This window comes from Nocardioides sp. Soil777 (assembly GCF_001428425.1).
GTDB classification, from domain to species: domain Bacteria; phylum Actinomycetota; class Actinomycetes; order Propionibacteriales; family Nocardioidaceae; genus Nocardioides; species Nocardioides terrigena.
In genome coordinates this window covers 19,833-33,266 of the sequence record NZ_LMSN01000010.1, presented here as the reverse complement: position 1 = coordinate 33,266, position 13,434 = coordinate 19,833, and the positions used below count along the sequence as shown (strand labels likewise).

13 protein-coding genes are annotated in these 13,434 nt (G+C 71.2%); 3 read left to right on the top strand and 10 right to left on the bottom strand.

The window, feature by feature from the left end:
• Positions 1-92 precede the first annotated feature (92 nt).
• The 8 genes from ASG88_RS07220 to ASG88_RS07185 form a co-directional block, all read right to left on the bottom strand.
• Entirely contained in the window at positions 93-1,142 is a 1,050-nt protein-coding gene (locus ASG88_RS07220; RefSeq protein WP_056886763.1) for a DUF808 domain-containing protein, read from the bottom strand.
• 123 nt (positions 1,143-1,265) lie between these two features.
• Positions 1,266-1,550, bottom strand: a complete 285-nt coding sequence (locus ASG88_RS07215; RefSeq protein WP_056886762.1) for a hypothetical protein — start codon at positions 1,548-1,550, stop codon at positions 1,266-1,268.
• Between the two features lie 123 nt (positions 1,551-1,673).
• Entirely contained in the window at positions 1,674-2,714 is a 1,041-nt protein-coding gene (locus ASG88_RS07210) for an SIS domain-containing protein (RefSeq protein ID WP_056886761.1), read from the bottom strand.
• A 4-nt stretch (positions 2,715-2,718) separates the two neighbouring features.
• Positions 2,719-2,883, bottom strand: a complete 165-nt coding sequence (locus ASG88_RS22520) for a Trm112 family protein (protein WP_082600073.1) — start codon at positions 2,881-2,883, stop codon at positions 2,719-2,721.
• Positions 2,880-4,271, bottom strand: a complete 1,392-nt coding sequence (locus ASG88_RS07205; RefSeq protein WP_056886760.1) for a phosphomannomutase/phosphoglucomutase — start codon at positions 4,269-4,271, stop codon at positions 2,880-2,882. The genes ASG88_RS22520 and ASG88_RS07205 overlap by 4 nt, the downstream gene beginning before the upstream one ends.
• Before the next feature lie 80 nt (positions 4,272-4,351).
• Positions 4,352-4,774: a VOC family protein gene (locus ASG88_RS07200; protein WP_082600072.1), complete on the bottom strand. Its 423-nt coding sequence runs from the start codon at positions 4,772-4,774 to the stop codon at positions 4,352-4,354.
• Between the two features lie 276 nt (positions 4,775-5,050).
• Positions 5,051-5,431, bottom strand: a complete 381-nt coding sequence (locus tag ASG88_RS07195) for an HNH endonuclease signature motif containing protein (protein ID WP_235534761.1) — start codon at positions 5,429-5,431, stop codon at positions 5,051-5,053.
• 1,602 nt (positions 5,432-7,033) lie between these two features.
• On the bottom strand, positions 7,034-8,197 hold the full coding sequence (locus ASG88_RS07185; RefSeq protein WP_056886756.1) for a site-2 protease family protein: 1,164 nt from the start codon (positions 8,195-8,197) through the stop codon (positions 7,034-7,036).
• A gap of 55 nt (positions 8,198-8,252) precedes the next feature.
• Between ASG88_RS07185 and ASG88_RS07180 the strand changes: the two genes are divergently transcribed.
• The gene (locus ASG88_RS07180; RefSeq protein WP_056886755.1) at positions 8,253-9,158 is read left to right on the top strand and encodes a RecB family exonuclease; all 906 of its coding nucleotides are present in this window, start codon (positions 8,253-8,255) and stop codon (positions 9,156-9,158) included.
• Here the strand turns inward: ASG88_RS07180 and ASG88_RS07175 are convergent.
• Positions 9,145-9,801: an HAD family hydrolase gene (locus tag ASG88_RS07175; RefSeq protein ID WP_268790659.1), complete on the bottom strand. Its 657-nt coding sequence runs from the start codon at positions 9,799-9,801 to the stop codon at positions 9,145-9,147. The two genes, ASG88_RS07180 and ASG88_RS07175, sit on opposite strands and share 14 nt — an antisense overlap.
• Positions 9,802-10,011: 210 nt before the next feature.
• On the opposite strand from ASG88_RS07175, the gene ASG88_RS07170 reads away from it, so the two are divergent.
• Together ASG88_RS07170 and ASG88_RS07165 are read left to right on the top strand one after the other, a co-directional pair.
• Positions 10,012-10,245 carry a helix-turn-helix domain-containing protein gene (locus ASG88_RS07170; RefSeq protein ID WP_056886754.1) on the top strand — a complete coding sequence of 78 codons (234 nt, stop codon included), beginning with the start codon at positions 10,012-10,014 and terminating at the stop codon, positions 10,243-10,245.
• Positions 10,242-11,540: a tyrosine-type recombinase/integrase gene (locus ASG88_RS07165; protein WP_056886753.1), complete on the top strand. Its 1,299-nt coding sequence runs from the start codon at positions 10,242-10,244 to the stop codon at positions 11,538-11,540. The genes ASG88_RS07170 and ASG88_RS07165 overlap by 4 nt, the downstream gene beginning before the upstream one ends.
• A gap of 409 nt (positions 11,541-11,949) precedes the next feature.
• Here ASG88_RS07165 and ASG88_RS07160 read toward each other — a convergent pair whose 3' ends face one another.
• Positions 11,950-12,408: a response regulator transcription factor gene (locus tag ASG88_RS07160; protein ID WP_056886752.1), complete on the bottom strand. Its 459-nt coding sequence runs from the start codon at positions 12,406-12,408 to the stop codon at positions 11,950-11,952.
• Positions 12,409-13,434 lie beyond the last annotated feature (1,026 nt).

Sequence of the window (13,434 nt, the reverse complement as noted above, 5' to 3'; positions counted from 1 at the left end):
GTTGTCTCCTGAAGTCTGTGGAGCGTGTCTGCGCCGCACATCTGTGCACCGTCGGGATCTCCCGCGCGGACCTCAGAAGCGTAGGACTGGGCTCACATATTCGGAGAATCCTCGGCCGGGGTCTCCTCGTGGGTCTCCGATCCGTGTCCACCACCGATGCCGAAGGCGTGCAGGACCGCGAGCACGAGCCCACCGACGAGCAGGCCCACGACCGCCGAGGCGAGCGTGTTGACCACCCACCCGGCGAAGCTGCCGAGGGCTCCACCGATGGCGTCGTGGACGGCCACCTCCCAGTGGTGGATGACGTCGTACGGCGCGTGCAGGACGTCGCCGAGCCAGGTCCCCTCGAGGAGGCCGTCGGTGCCGCCGATCTCGTAGAGGCTGACGAGGAAGATGTGGCCACCGACCCACAGCATGGCCAGCGTGCCGATCAGCGAGATGGCCGTCAGCAGCTTGGGCATGGCGCCCACGAGGCCGGCGCCGACCTTCTGGGCGAGCTCGGAGGACTTCTGGGTGAGGTGCAGGCCGACGTCGTCCATCTTCACGATGAGCGCCACCACGCCGTAGACGAGCACGGTGATCATGAGGGCGACGACGGCGAGGACGATCGCGCGCATCCAGATGCTCGCGTCGGGATCGGAGCTGACGACCTCCTTGAGGGCGATCACCATGATCTCGGCGGACAGGATGAAGTCGGTGCGGATGGCGCCGGCGACGGTCTTCGCCTCGTGCTCGGGGGTGAACTCCCCCTGGGTGGCGAGCTCCTCCTCGGCCTCGGGGTGGTGACCGCTGACCTTCTCCCACACCTTGTGCGCGCCCTCGTAGGCGAGGAAGCCACCGCCGAAGATGAGGATCACGGGCAGCAGCTGAGGGAGGAACTGTCCCAGCAGGACCGCGGCCGGGAGGATGAAGAGCAGCTTGTTGCGCAGCGAGCCGATCGCGATCTTCTTGATGATCGGCAGCTCGCGCTCGGCCGCGGAGCCGTGGAGGTACTGCGGGGTGACGGCGGTGTCGTCGACGACCACGCCGGCGGCCTTGGCGCTCGCCCGGCCGGCCGCGGCACCGATGTCGTCGACGGACGCCGCGGCGACGCGGGCCAGCGCGGCCACGTCGTCGAGCAGGGCGAAGAGTCCTGCGGCCATCAGGCGGTCTCCCTCAGTTCGTTCACGGGCGCAGCCTATCCGCGGGGTGGACGTCCCCTGCACGCGACCGAGGGCGGCCGGGACGGATCCCGGCCGCCCTCGTGGACGTGGTGCAGTGCTGCGTCAGCCCTGGAGGCCGAGCGCGAACTCCACGCCGCCCTGCGGGTCGATGCTGGCGTCCAGCACCTTGTCGTCGAGCTCGGTGGCCGCGCCGGCGTCGAGGTAGACGGTGGCGCCGTCCTGCTCGAGCGTCGCGTCTCCCGGCTGGGGGCCGTCGGTGGCGCTGATCGCGAAGGCGGGCTCGGGCGTCGACTCGAGGGCGATGCGCAGACCGGCTTCGTCGGCCCCGCTGGCCTGGGTGGTGATCTCGCGGACGATGGTGCTGGCGTTCTCGGTGAGGGTGAGCATGTGCTCTCCTTCCGATGAGGTCAGGGACTCCTCCACCGTGGCAGGCGAGGGCCGACGATTCAAACGCACCCCCCTCCCGACGGGTGACCGCTCCGCGGATCGGTCCTCGACCCTGTCGTCGACTCAGTCCTCGACGAACCCGATCCGCAGGTACTCCGACGCGTAGGTGCCCTGGAGGACCAGGGAGGCGTACCTCGCCACCTCCGTCGCCGCGTCCGTGCTCACCGTCTCGACGCGTACGTCGCGGCGCGCCGCCGCGGCCTGGAGCCGGCCGCGCTGCTCGCGGACCACCGGGTCCTCGGCGCCGTCGTCGAGCACGAGCAGGAGCGGACGCAGGTCGGCGGGTACGTCGGCGGCGTCGGCGAACGGGTCGGCGAAGACGTCGCGGGGCCGGGCCGCCTCGAGCACCGGGACGAGGTGCTCGGCGTCACCGGCCAGGGCGGTGCGTCCGGACGCGCGGCGGATGGACTCGGCCACCCGGCGGGCGGCGCGGGCGGCCAGCACGGACCCGCCCCAGACGATCGGGGTGGTGTCCGCGAGGGCGATGGCGAGCATCTTGGCCGGGTTGACGGCGAGGTCGCGGAAGGGCGAGCACTCCTGGGCAACGGCGTCGAGCGCGATCGCCACGCTGTCGGCGTCGGCCCGGGGCCCGAGGCGCACCTGGGCGAGGTAGTCGAGCATCACGACGGCGGTGGCGAGCTGGTCGCCGGTGACCGTGGGCAGCACCGTCGTGTAGCGACCGGCGGCGTGCTCGGCGACCAGCGAGGTCGGCGGGCAGGCGACGACGACCTGGCACCCGCGGCGTACGGCCTCCGCGACCGCGGACGCCGAGCTCCGGTCGGACCCCTCGGGGGCGAGCATCACGACCAGGTCGAGGCTGCCCGCCCAGCCGGGGAGCGCCGGTCCGGGCCAGGCCACGAAGGGCACCGGGCACCAGGGCTCGAGCACGGCACGCAGCAGCCTCGAGTCGGGGCCTGCGGCGATGACCGCGCGGGGCTGGTCGAGGCCCTGCTGGCCGGCGATCGCCTCGGCCGTGGCGGCCGAGGCGTCGTGGGACTCGCGGCGGACCCGGGCCCCGCTCTCGGCGAGCGCCCGGAGCGCCACGTCGTGGGCGCCCAGCACCCGCTCGTCGTCGAGCCTGGCCTCGTCGAACCACGTCACCATGACGTCAGGCCGGCTTGCGTGCCTCGTCGACCAGCAGCACCGGGATGTCGTCCTTGACCGGGTAGGCCAGGCCGCACGCGGTGCACACCAGCTCGTCGGCCTCCTCGCGGAGGTCGCCGTGGCAGTCGGGGCAGACGATGATCTTGAGCAACTGGGGGTCGATGTTCACGCGTCACTCCTGATGGTGGTGAGGACCTCGTCGCGGATCCGCTCCATGGTGGCGCGGTCGCGTCCTTCGGCGTTGAGGCGCAGCAGCGGCTCGGTGTTGGACGGGCGGACGTTGAACCACCAGTCGTCGTGGGTGACCGTCAGACCGTCGAGGTGGTCGGTGCTGACGCCCGCGTGGTCGGCGTACGCCGCCTCGATCGTCGCGACCACGGCCGCCTGGTCGGCGACGGTGGAGTTGATCTCGCCGCTGACGACGTAGCGCTCGTAGTCTGCGAGCAGGGCACTGAGCGGCTGCTCGGTCTCGGCCAGCGCGGCGAGTGCGTGGAGAGCGGCCAGCATGCCGGAGTCTGCGCGCCAGAAGTCGCGGAAGTAGAAGTGGCCACTGTGCTCGCCGCCGAAGATCGCCCCGGTCTCGGCCATCGTCGCCTTGATGTAGGAGTGGCCGACGCGGGTGCGCACGGGGGCGCCGCCGAGGTCGGTGACAATCTCGGGGACCGCCCGGCTGGTGATCAGGTTGTGGATGATCGTCGCGCCCGGCTCCTTGGCGAGCTCGCGCGAGGCGATGAGCGCGGTGAGCGTGGAGGGCGAGACCGCCCGGCCCTGCTCGTCGACGAGGAAGCAGCGGTCGGCGTCGCCGTCGAAGGCCAGCCCGATGTCGGCCCGCTCGACGAGCACCCGCTCCTGGAGGTCGACGAGGTTGGCCGGCTCGATGGGGTTGGCCTCGTGGTGGGGGAACGTGCCGTCGAGGTCGAAGTACATCGGCACCAGCTCGATGCGGTCGGACCCGATGCGGTCGAAGACCGCGGGTGCGGTCAGGCCGGCCATCCCGCTGCCCGCGTCGATCACGACCTTGAGCCGGCGGCCGTCGACGGGCGCCAGGCTCAGCAGGTGCGCGGCGTAGGCCTCGAGGACGTCCTCCTCGGTGATGCTGCCGGTGGCGATCGCCGGCTGGTGGCCCCCGCCCACCACGCTGTCGCGGATCTCCGCGAGCCCCGTCTCCGAGCCGATCGGCACGGCCCCGGCGCGGCACATCTTCATGCCGTTGTACGCCGCGGGGTTGTGGCTGGCGGTGAACATGACGCCCGCGTGGCCGAGGTGGCCCGAGGCGAAGTAGAGCTGGTCGGTGCTCGCCAGCCCGATCATCACGACGTCGGCACCCGCCGCGGTGGCGCCCGCGGCGAAGGCTCCGGCCAGGCCCGGCGAGCTGGGGCGCATGTCGTGCCCGACCACGATCACCGGGGCACCGACGACCTCGACGAAGGCGGCGCCGGTGGCTCGCGCGAGCTCCTCGTCGAGCTGGTCCGGGACGATGCCGCGGACGTCGTACGCCTTGAAGATGGCTCCGACGTTGGCGGCCTCGAGGGACGGCGAGGCGGGGGTCGTGGGCATGGCCCGCAGCCTAGACGTCACGGCTGCTCCGTGCGTACGGCGGTGGCGCTCGTCGAGCGCACGATCCCGGAGCCGGACGGTCAGGCCGACCCCGCCCGACCCAGGACCTCGCGCACGTCGGCGTCGGGCTCGAGCACGACGAGCTCGACCGCGATGTTGTCGGGATCTCGGAAGTTGAGGTGGTGTCCCCACTCGCTCCTGCGCCGATCGGCGGGCACTCCTCGCTCCTCCAGCCTCGTCTGCCAGTCGTCGAGGCTCGCCGGGTCCGGGACCGCGAGGCTCACGTGGTCGAGACCGGGGCGGAGCTCGCTGAACGGTTCGGAGGTGCCGCCGTCATGGCACGTGAGGATCAGGGCAGCCACCGTGTCACCGCCGACCGACAGGGCACAGTAGGTGTCGCTCGAGTCCAGCACCGGCAGTCCGAGAGCTCCTTCGTAGAACTCCCGCGACGTCGTCATGTCGCTGACGGTGAGTGCCACGTGTGAGAAGCCAGAGACGCGCATCCTTCAGGATGGATCTCTGGGGTCCGGCGAGCAACTGGCTGATCTGGGTTTCGCTGGGTGCGGTGGACCGCGCGTCCGGCGCGGGCGCGGCTCGTGACGTCCGCGTCCGGCGCGGGCGCGGCGGCCCGCAGCGCACCGCGGGGCGGCAGCCCGCAGCGCACCGCGGGGCGGCGGCCCGCAGCGCAGCGCGGGGCGGCGCGCGGTGAGGGGGATCGGACGGTCCAGACATGCCAGTGGCCCCGCCGGTGTCGCTGGGCGGGGTCCGGGGCGTGGTGGTCAGAGGTCGGGCGGGTGTGCGTCCGGCGGGTCATCGGGATCCGGTACGTCGGTGCCGTCGCGCGGGGACGGGACCCCAGGCTCGGGCCAAGCGCGGCCGATCGGCCGGCTGCCGGTGTGGTCTCGGAGGTAGGCGTTGCCGAGCGGGCTGGTCCAGACGAACACCCCGGGCTCGGTCATCTCGTAGCGCCACCTGCCCCGTGTTTTCAACCGGTGGTGCCTGCGGCACAACGGCGCCAGGTTGTCGGTCGCCGTCGGACCACCGTCCTCCGGATTTTCGTGGTCGTACGGGATGACGTGGTCGAGGTCGCAGAGCCTCGCGTTGCGGCCACACCACGGGAACACACACGTCCCGTCGCGGACGATGACGTGCTCCCGCATCTCCGGTGTGGGTCGGTAGCCCTGGCACTCCAACCGCTCCCGGAGGTCGATGACCCGGGTGACAGTCACCTGCACGTCAGGGCGCCCGCACCAGGCCCGGATCTGGTCCACCGACAACAGACGTTGGCCGGCCTGCTCGATCCGCCCACACAACGCCTCATCCGNCGGAGGTCGATGACCCGGGTGACAGTCACCTGCACGTCAGGGCGCCCGCACCAGGCCCGGATCTGGTCCACCGACAACAGACGTTGGCCGGCCTGCTCGATCCGCCCACACAACGCCTCATCCGGAGCGTCCGGGCTGTCGAAGTGGGTGATCGCGTCCGCCGACAGGTGGGCATAGAGGTRGATCTGGGTGGTGGGTTTCGAGGCTCGCTGCGCTCGCACCCCAACCCCCGAAGTGTCGTCCGCGTCGTCATCGTCGAAGCCGATGGTCATCTGGTGCCGSGCSAGGTCACCCAACGCGGTGGCCCTGCGTCCGTCGGCGGTGTCGGTGGACCCCAGCTTCGCGAGGTGCTCCGCCCCGGACGCGACCGCCTCGGCCAGCGCSAGWGCGTCGGGGATCTCCAGGTCGGCCTCGAGGTGCATCGTCCCGTCGAACGACGCCTGCTCGGTGTCGAACGTGACATGCCGCTTGTCCGCCGAGTCCTCCAACGCCTGCTGCACCGCGTCGGGCATGAACCGCACCCGGGCCTCGTCGACCACCCGCCGCAGCTGCGACGGCGTCAGCCGCGAGGCACACCAGAACACCTGCTCGTCGACATGCGTCGCAGCCTCCAAGGTGAGGGCGAGGGTGGTCTGCGCGATGATCCGCGCCCGCCACCCCGCCACCAACCCGGACAGCACTGCACCCCAGAGCCTGGGCAGGCGGTAGGCGACCTCCACACAGTCGGTGAGGAACCGCCCCGCACTGTCGTTGGTCCGACCCAGCATCGCCGCGAACTCCGGCACACAGAACTCATCGATCGACGGGGACCCCTCCCCGGCGAAGGTCTTCGGAGACGTGAAGCACGCCTCTGCGAACTCGGGGTCCGTGATGTGCAGGTCCGCCCAGTGCACCGCCAGGCGCATCATCTCGACATCGGCCTTGTCGGCTGCCTTCTTCTGGTCGCGCACCGCACGCAACAGCTCGGCCGGGGAGTCCGGCAGAGCGGGTGCGGTGATCGATGACATGACCCAAGCCAACACGAAGCCACCGACAATCAGAGGCCGAAAGGACCGGTTCTGACCGGATGGTGGACACGACTTTCGACGACTTGCACGGACCCAGGACCGGCGTGGTTTCGAGGCTCGCTGCGCTCGCACCTCAACCACCGAGAGCACGGTCGCGGCCGGGCGACCCGAGTGATTTCGAGGATCGCTGCGCTCGTACATCTGCCACCGACAGCACGGTCCCGACCGGATAGGTGGGCGTGGTTCAGAGGCTCCCTGCACGCGCACCTCGACCACCGAGAGCACGGCCCCGACCGGGCAGGTGGGCGTGGTTCGGGGCTCGCTGCGCTCGCACCTCAACCACCGAGAGCACGGTCGCGGCCGGGTAGGTGGGCGGGGTTTCGAGGCTCGCTCCGCTCGCACCTCAACCACCGAGAGGTCCGGCCACGGGTCAGCGGCGCGGGGCCTCCCGGAACGCCTTGTCGACGTCGGCGGTGACGAGCAGGCCACAGATCTGGCCGTCCTCCTCGAGCAGCAGGTACTCATCGGCAGGACGTCGGCTGATCGCGAGGATCAGCTCCTCCCCCTCGATCGTGGCGGGGAGCGAGAGCCCGTCCTCGAGGGTGCGGGCGACGGCGGAGACGGACATCCACGGACGCCGGTCGACGGGGGTGGCCAGCACGGCCGCCTCGTTGACGATGCCCGTGGCGCGACCGGCGGTCGTGGTGGTGACGATGCTCCCGGCGCCGGCCTCCTGCGCGCGACGTACGGCCTCGGCCAGCGGCAGGTCCTCCGGGACCGCGAGGGTACGACGCGCCAGCGGGCGCGCGACCAGGTGCGGGAGGCGTCGGCGCAGCCGCGCCTGGGACATGGCCGCCGTCGCGCCGGTCCACAGGAAGACCGCGAGCACGAAGACGAGGGCGTAGTCGAAGAGGGTCGGCTCGACGTCGAAGACCTCGCGCTGGACCAGTGGCCAGGCAAGCACGGCGAGCGCGGTGAGCCGCCCGCCCCAGCCGGCGACCAGCGTGCCGCGGTGCTCGTTGCCGGAGACGCCCCACACGAAGGCCTTGAGCACCCGACCACCGTCGAGCGGCAGGCCGGGGACGAGGTTGAGGACGCCGATCAGGAGGTTGGCGCCGGCAAGGCCCTCGATGGTCACCCGGACGAGCCCCTCGGGCACGACGAACCACGCGGCGGCGGCGACCAGGCCCACGGCGATCGAGGTCAGCGGGCCGACGACGGCGATCCAGAACTCCTGCCGGGGCTTGCGCGCGGCGCCGTCGATCTCGGTCATGCCGCCGAGGAAGTGCAAGGTGATCGAGTTGACGACGTAGCCGAAGCGCTGCGCCATGAGGGCGTGCGACGCCTCGTGCAGCAGCACCGCGAGGTAGAGCATCACGGCGAAGACCAGGCCGGCGACGTACTTGAAGAAGCCGAGCCCCGGCTCCACCTGCTCGATGCGCGGGGCGATGGCGAAGGCGATCAGCGCGGCCACGAGGAACCACGAGCTGGTGACCAGCACGTCGATCCCGGAGACCGAGCCGACGCGGAACGTGCCGGCAGGGCGCTGCCGATCGGCACGCTGTTTGTCCGCCGGCGGAGGAGTCTCGGTCACCCCACGAGCCTAGCCGCGGGCCGTGGTGTCGGCGGGGTCACCTAGGGTGCGGCGCATGAGCTCCCCCGCCCCTTCACCCGCCGACCGGGTCTCCACCCCGGTCGACGGCGTCGACGTGCTGGGCGCGCTCTCGCCGAGCCGGGCGGGCGACTTCATGACCTGCCCGCTGATGTATCGCTTCCGCACCATCGACAAGCTGCCCGAGCAGCCGTCGCCCGACGCCGTGCGCGGCACCGTCGTGCACAAGGTGCTGGAGGACCTCTTCGACCTGCCCGCGGCGGACCGCACGCCCGACGTCGCGGCCGACATGCTCGTCCCCTCCTGGGAGGCGCTCCTCGAGGCCGCCCCCGAGGTGGCGGAGATGTTCGGCGACGAGGGTCCCGACGTCGCCTCGTGGCTGACCTCGTGCCGGGAGGTCCTCGACCGCTACTTCACGCTCGAGGACCCGCGCCGCCTCGAGCCCGCCGAGCGCGAGCTGTACGTTGAGACGGTCCTGGACAGCAAGCTGCTGCTCCGTGGCTTCGTCGACCGCCTCGACGTGGCCGTTGACGGCCGGGTCAGGGTGGTGGACTACAAGACCGGACGAAGCCCTGGGCTGGGCTTCGAAGCCAAGGCGCTGTTCCAGATGAAGTTCTACGCACTCGTTGTCTGGCGCACTCGCGGCGTGCTGCCGAGCGTGCTCCAGCTGGTCTACCTCGGCAACGGCGAGATCCTGCGCTACGAGCCCGACGAGGCTGACCTGCTCGCGACCGAGCGCAAGGTCGAGGCGGTCTGGCGGGCGATCCGCGAGTGCGAGACGACCGGCGACTGGCAACCCAGTCCGTCCCGGCTGTGCGACTGGTGCAGCTACAAGCCGTTCTGCCCGTCGTACGGCGGCACGCCACCGCCGCTGCCCGACCGGGTGCCGGTCCCGGACCCCTCGGGGGACGTCGACACCGACGAGGGCGTCACCGCCCGCTGACGAAACCCGCCAGGTCCGCGGTGGTCAGGCCGGCGAGCGTGCCGGCGAAGACGCGACGCCGTCCGTCGAGGATCGGCACGTGGTTGGGCACGCACAGCACCACGCAGCCGGCCGCCTCGGCGGATTTGGCACCCGTGTTGGAGTCCTCGATGGCCAGGCAGTCGCCCGCCTCCACCCCGAGGTCCGCCGCCGCCTTCAGGTAGGGCTCGGGGTGGGGCTTGCCGAACTCCACGCGGTCGCCGGTGACGACGGTGTCGAAGGTGCCCTCCGGCAGGTGCTCGAGGATCGGCTCCACGAAGCGCATCCACGACATCGTCACGAGGGCGCAGGGCACGTCGTGGGCCCGCAGGTCGGCCAGCAGCTCACGACCACCGGGGCGCCACGGCACCTCGCGGCGCACCCGCTCGACGACGCCGTCGAGCAGCTCGTCGACGATCTGCTCGGGGGTGCGGTCGATGCCCATGTGCTCACGGATGTAGACCCCGGACTCGAGCAGCGCGTTGCCGACGAGGTTGAGGGCGTGCTCCTCGGACCAGGTGCCGCCGTACTTCGCGGCCATCGCGTACTCGGTCTCGATCCAGTACGGCTCGGTGTCGACGAGGGTGCCGTCCATGTCCCACAGGACGGCCGCCGGCGGGCGCACTCCCCCATCCGGGCGCTGACCTGCGGAAAGATCAGAATTGACGGTACTCAGAATGCCCTCCGAAGCGCTTCATGCGACGTTCCATGCGACGAACCACCCTAGAACGGGACCCTCCGGCATAGAACATCGTGGCGGCGACCCCGCCCCGGCCCGGCCGCATCCGGACGCCTCGCGACCGATCCCGCGCGGACCGTGGCGCTTGTACACGTCATGAGCAACCACACCATCGCCGTGCCGATCACCACCTGGGCCGAGCTGCGCAGCAGCGACCGCGAGGTCCTCAACCGGGCCGAGGTCGCCGCGCTCCTCTCCCTCGACCCCCGCACCGTCGACCACGCCATCGAGGACGGCACCATCCCCGCCGTCCACATCGGTCGCCGCGTCCTGATCCCCCGGCGCCCCCTTTTGCGCGCCCTCGGCGTCGATGAGGAGACCTCGACGTGACCGCGCGCCGGGCCTCCACCGCCCGCGGGCGCGGCACCGGGTCCATCACGTCCTACCGGACGAAGGCCGGGCGCCGCTGGCGCTTCGAGATCCGCGTGCCCCTCGACCCCGGCCGGCCCGAGGAAGGCACCCGGGCCCTGTCCCGCGGCGGGTTCACCAGCCACGACGAGGCCGAGACCGGCCTCACCCTGCTGCGCGCCGACCTGCTCCGCCGGATCCCGCAGTCCGTCGGACGGGACACCTTCCGCGGCTATGGGCAACGGTGGCTCGACGGTCACGCCTGCGGCAACGGCACCAGGATGTACATCCAACGGGTGCTGAAGGCGATGGACCCCTACATCGGCTCGGTCCCGCTCACGGACGTCCGGGCCACCGACCTGGCCGCGGCCTACCGGGGGCTCGAACGGGGGCTGCGGCAGCCGCCGTCACCCAAGCGTCCACACCCGGGGCTGGCCACCTCCACCGTGGCCCGGTACGCGAACTGGGTCAACACGATCTTCCTGGCAGCGCTCGACGAGGGACTGATCGTCAAGAACCCCGCCAACTCCAAGCACGCCGGCCGCCCCAAGGGCGAGAGCGCCAAGCGGGTGAAGCCGTTCGCGATCTGGAACGTCGAGCAGCTCACCCGGTTCTGCGACTGGGCCCTGACCGAGGACGAACCCTGGGCGACGGCCTGGGTGCTGCTGCCCCGCACCGGCCTGCGCTCGGGAGAACTGTTGGGGCTCCGCTGGGGCGACGTCGACCTCGTCAAGCAGGAGCTGCGCATCGAGCGTGCCCTGCACTACGACGAGACCCGGCCCGCCGGCGACCGGTACGCGATCGGTGCGGTCAAGGGCGGTCGGCCGCGCACCGTCACCATCGACACCACCTGCGTCACGCTGCTGCAGGAGTGGCGCCGGAACCTGCATGCCGCCCTGACCGGGGAACGAGACAACGTCACCGCGCTCCGCGGGTTGCGCTCCAGCGACCCCGTCTTCCCCCCGTTGCCCGGCCGCGCGGCCACCCAGTCCGGCCTGCTCGCCGCGTTCCAACGCGTCCAACAGCACTACCGCCACGCGCACCCCGACCACGACCTGCCCGCCCTCACGGTGCACCAGCTGCGCCACACCCACGCCTCCCTGCTCTTCGAGGCCGGCCAGTCGGTGAAGGTCGTCCAGGAACGCCTCGGCCACGCCAGCGCCCAGGTCACCCTCAACACCTACGCCCACCTGCTCCACGACGCCCAGACCCGCGCGGCGGCAGCTCTGAACGATCTCCTCGGCGGGGGCATCGGAACCGGTCGTGAGGCGCACTGAGGCCCGTGCGGTCAACCAGAACTGCGCGAGTGAGGCCATGCGCCACGGGGTTGAACCACGTAACGCCAACGCATTCCGAATCGGACAGCCACGCCCTTTGCCTGAAGGCGTGCAGACCAGCGCTTCGGTCACTGGTGGACTTTGTGTCACACACACGCCGTGCGCCACCAGCGAGCGCGTCTCGGACACCGACAAAATGGTGCACGTCGTCCTCATTGACGCCTAGAGTCGCTCTCCGGGGTCACGGGGTCGGGGGACCACCGCGGCCACGGGGGCCGACCGTCGGGTGAGCGCCGCAGGGGCGTGAACCCGCGGTCGGCCACACCAGTCGAGGGTGACGTTTGCTGACACTGTCGCAGCGACGGCACAGCGGAGCCCGGTCAGGAGCGCGGGCCGGGTGGAGGTCTTGTCAACGCAGCGTTTCGAGGCGCCGGCCGTCGCTCGGTTGTCCGGGTGGGAGGCCGGGGCCGCTTCGTACCTCGAGCAGGCTGCGTGCGGCGTGCGTGAGGGGACAGCCGCCGTCGGCGGCGAAGTGGATCGCATCGACGAGCTGTCGGTGCGACCCGTCTTTCACGAGGTAGCCGCAGGCTCCGGCTCCGAACGCCTCCCGAACGAGCTTGCGGGTGCAGGTGACGCTCAGGATGACGACACGCACGTCGGGCAGCTCGCGACACAACTCGCGGGTGGCGTCGATGCCGTCGCGTCCCGGCAACCTGACGTCCATGACGACCACCTGGGGTCGTGTACGCCGGCCCGCTGTGACCGCCTCCTCTGCGTCGGCGGCCGTGGCGACGAGCTGGAGACCGGATTGCTGACCAACCACGTAGGTCAGCGCGTCGAGCATCACGCGGTTGTCCTCAACCAGCATGACCGTGATGAGAATGTCGATCTCCTCTCACGATTCCGACCTCGTAAGACGGATCGTCCAGCATCGACCTTGGGGATCCTTGGGGTTAGAGCTCACGACCACTCCCAGCGCGCCGACCCGCCGGCCGTCGGCGCGAGATGCTCGCATGAGCGAGTGCCGACGACGGGATGCGCGGCCTCCGAGCGACGAAGGAACCCCGCGTCCGGGCTGCCCCGCCGGACCGTGCGCATCTTGGCCTCGGCGACGCTGTCAGCCCCCGCGGCGGGCAGCGAACTCGGCGTTAGTCGCCGGCCTCGGTGGCCCCCCATTCCGAGGGGGGCGCGGGCCGCCCTCCGTGAGGCGTCACGCGACCGTCAAGGTGGTGTGCGAACAACTTCGTGCTGCCGAGCTCGCCGGCAATCAGGCTGAGGTGTCCCAGCGAGTGTTCCAAGGACTCGTGCGCGTCGTACTCGTGCCCGCCGCGGCGACAAGCCCACCGTCCGTCGGCAAGCTCAATTGCTCGCAGGAACCACGCCATCCAGGAATCGTGGCCCCGCCAGTCCGCCGTCATGTAGGGGCGAATGTCACCTGGGGTAGGGATTTCCGCAATAGGCCGACCCTGCGGCGCGGGCACGTCTCCTCCCCCCTCGGGGACGATCTGAACGGGTCACGCCACGGACCCCGAGCCACGACGAACCTGCCGACTCGCTGAGGAACCCAGGCACGAGAGATCCATCCGAGCGTCTTGCGCGACCCTGTGCCCAGGCGCTCCTCCACCCTGCGGAGGTGGTCCACCGAGGGCGACGGCATGTTGTTGGTCATGGGAAGTCCGGGCGCAACAGACGGCTGCTGTTCTCGCTCAGTCGTGCGCAGCCGGCCCTGCCCCGCTCGGCGAAGCACACACACCATCGACGGACAGGTCTACCGCGCGCCCTGACCGGCCACCCGAGTTGGTCTCAACGCGCGCTCGTGGCAAGCCGCCGGGTGGCTCGCTCCCCCGCGAGCCCGCATCACGCAAGCCTCAGCCACCCGGAGCCACAGGGGAAG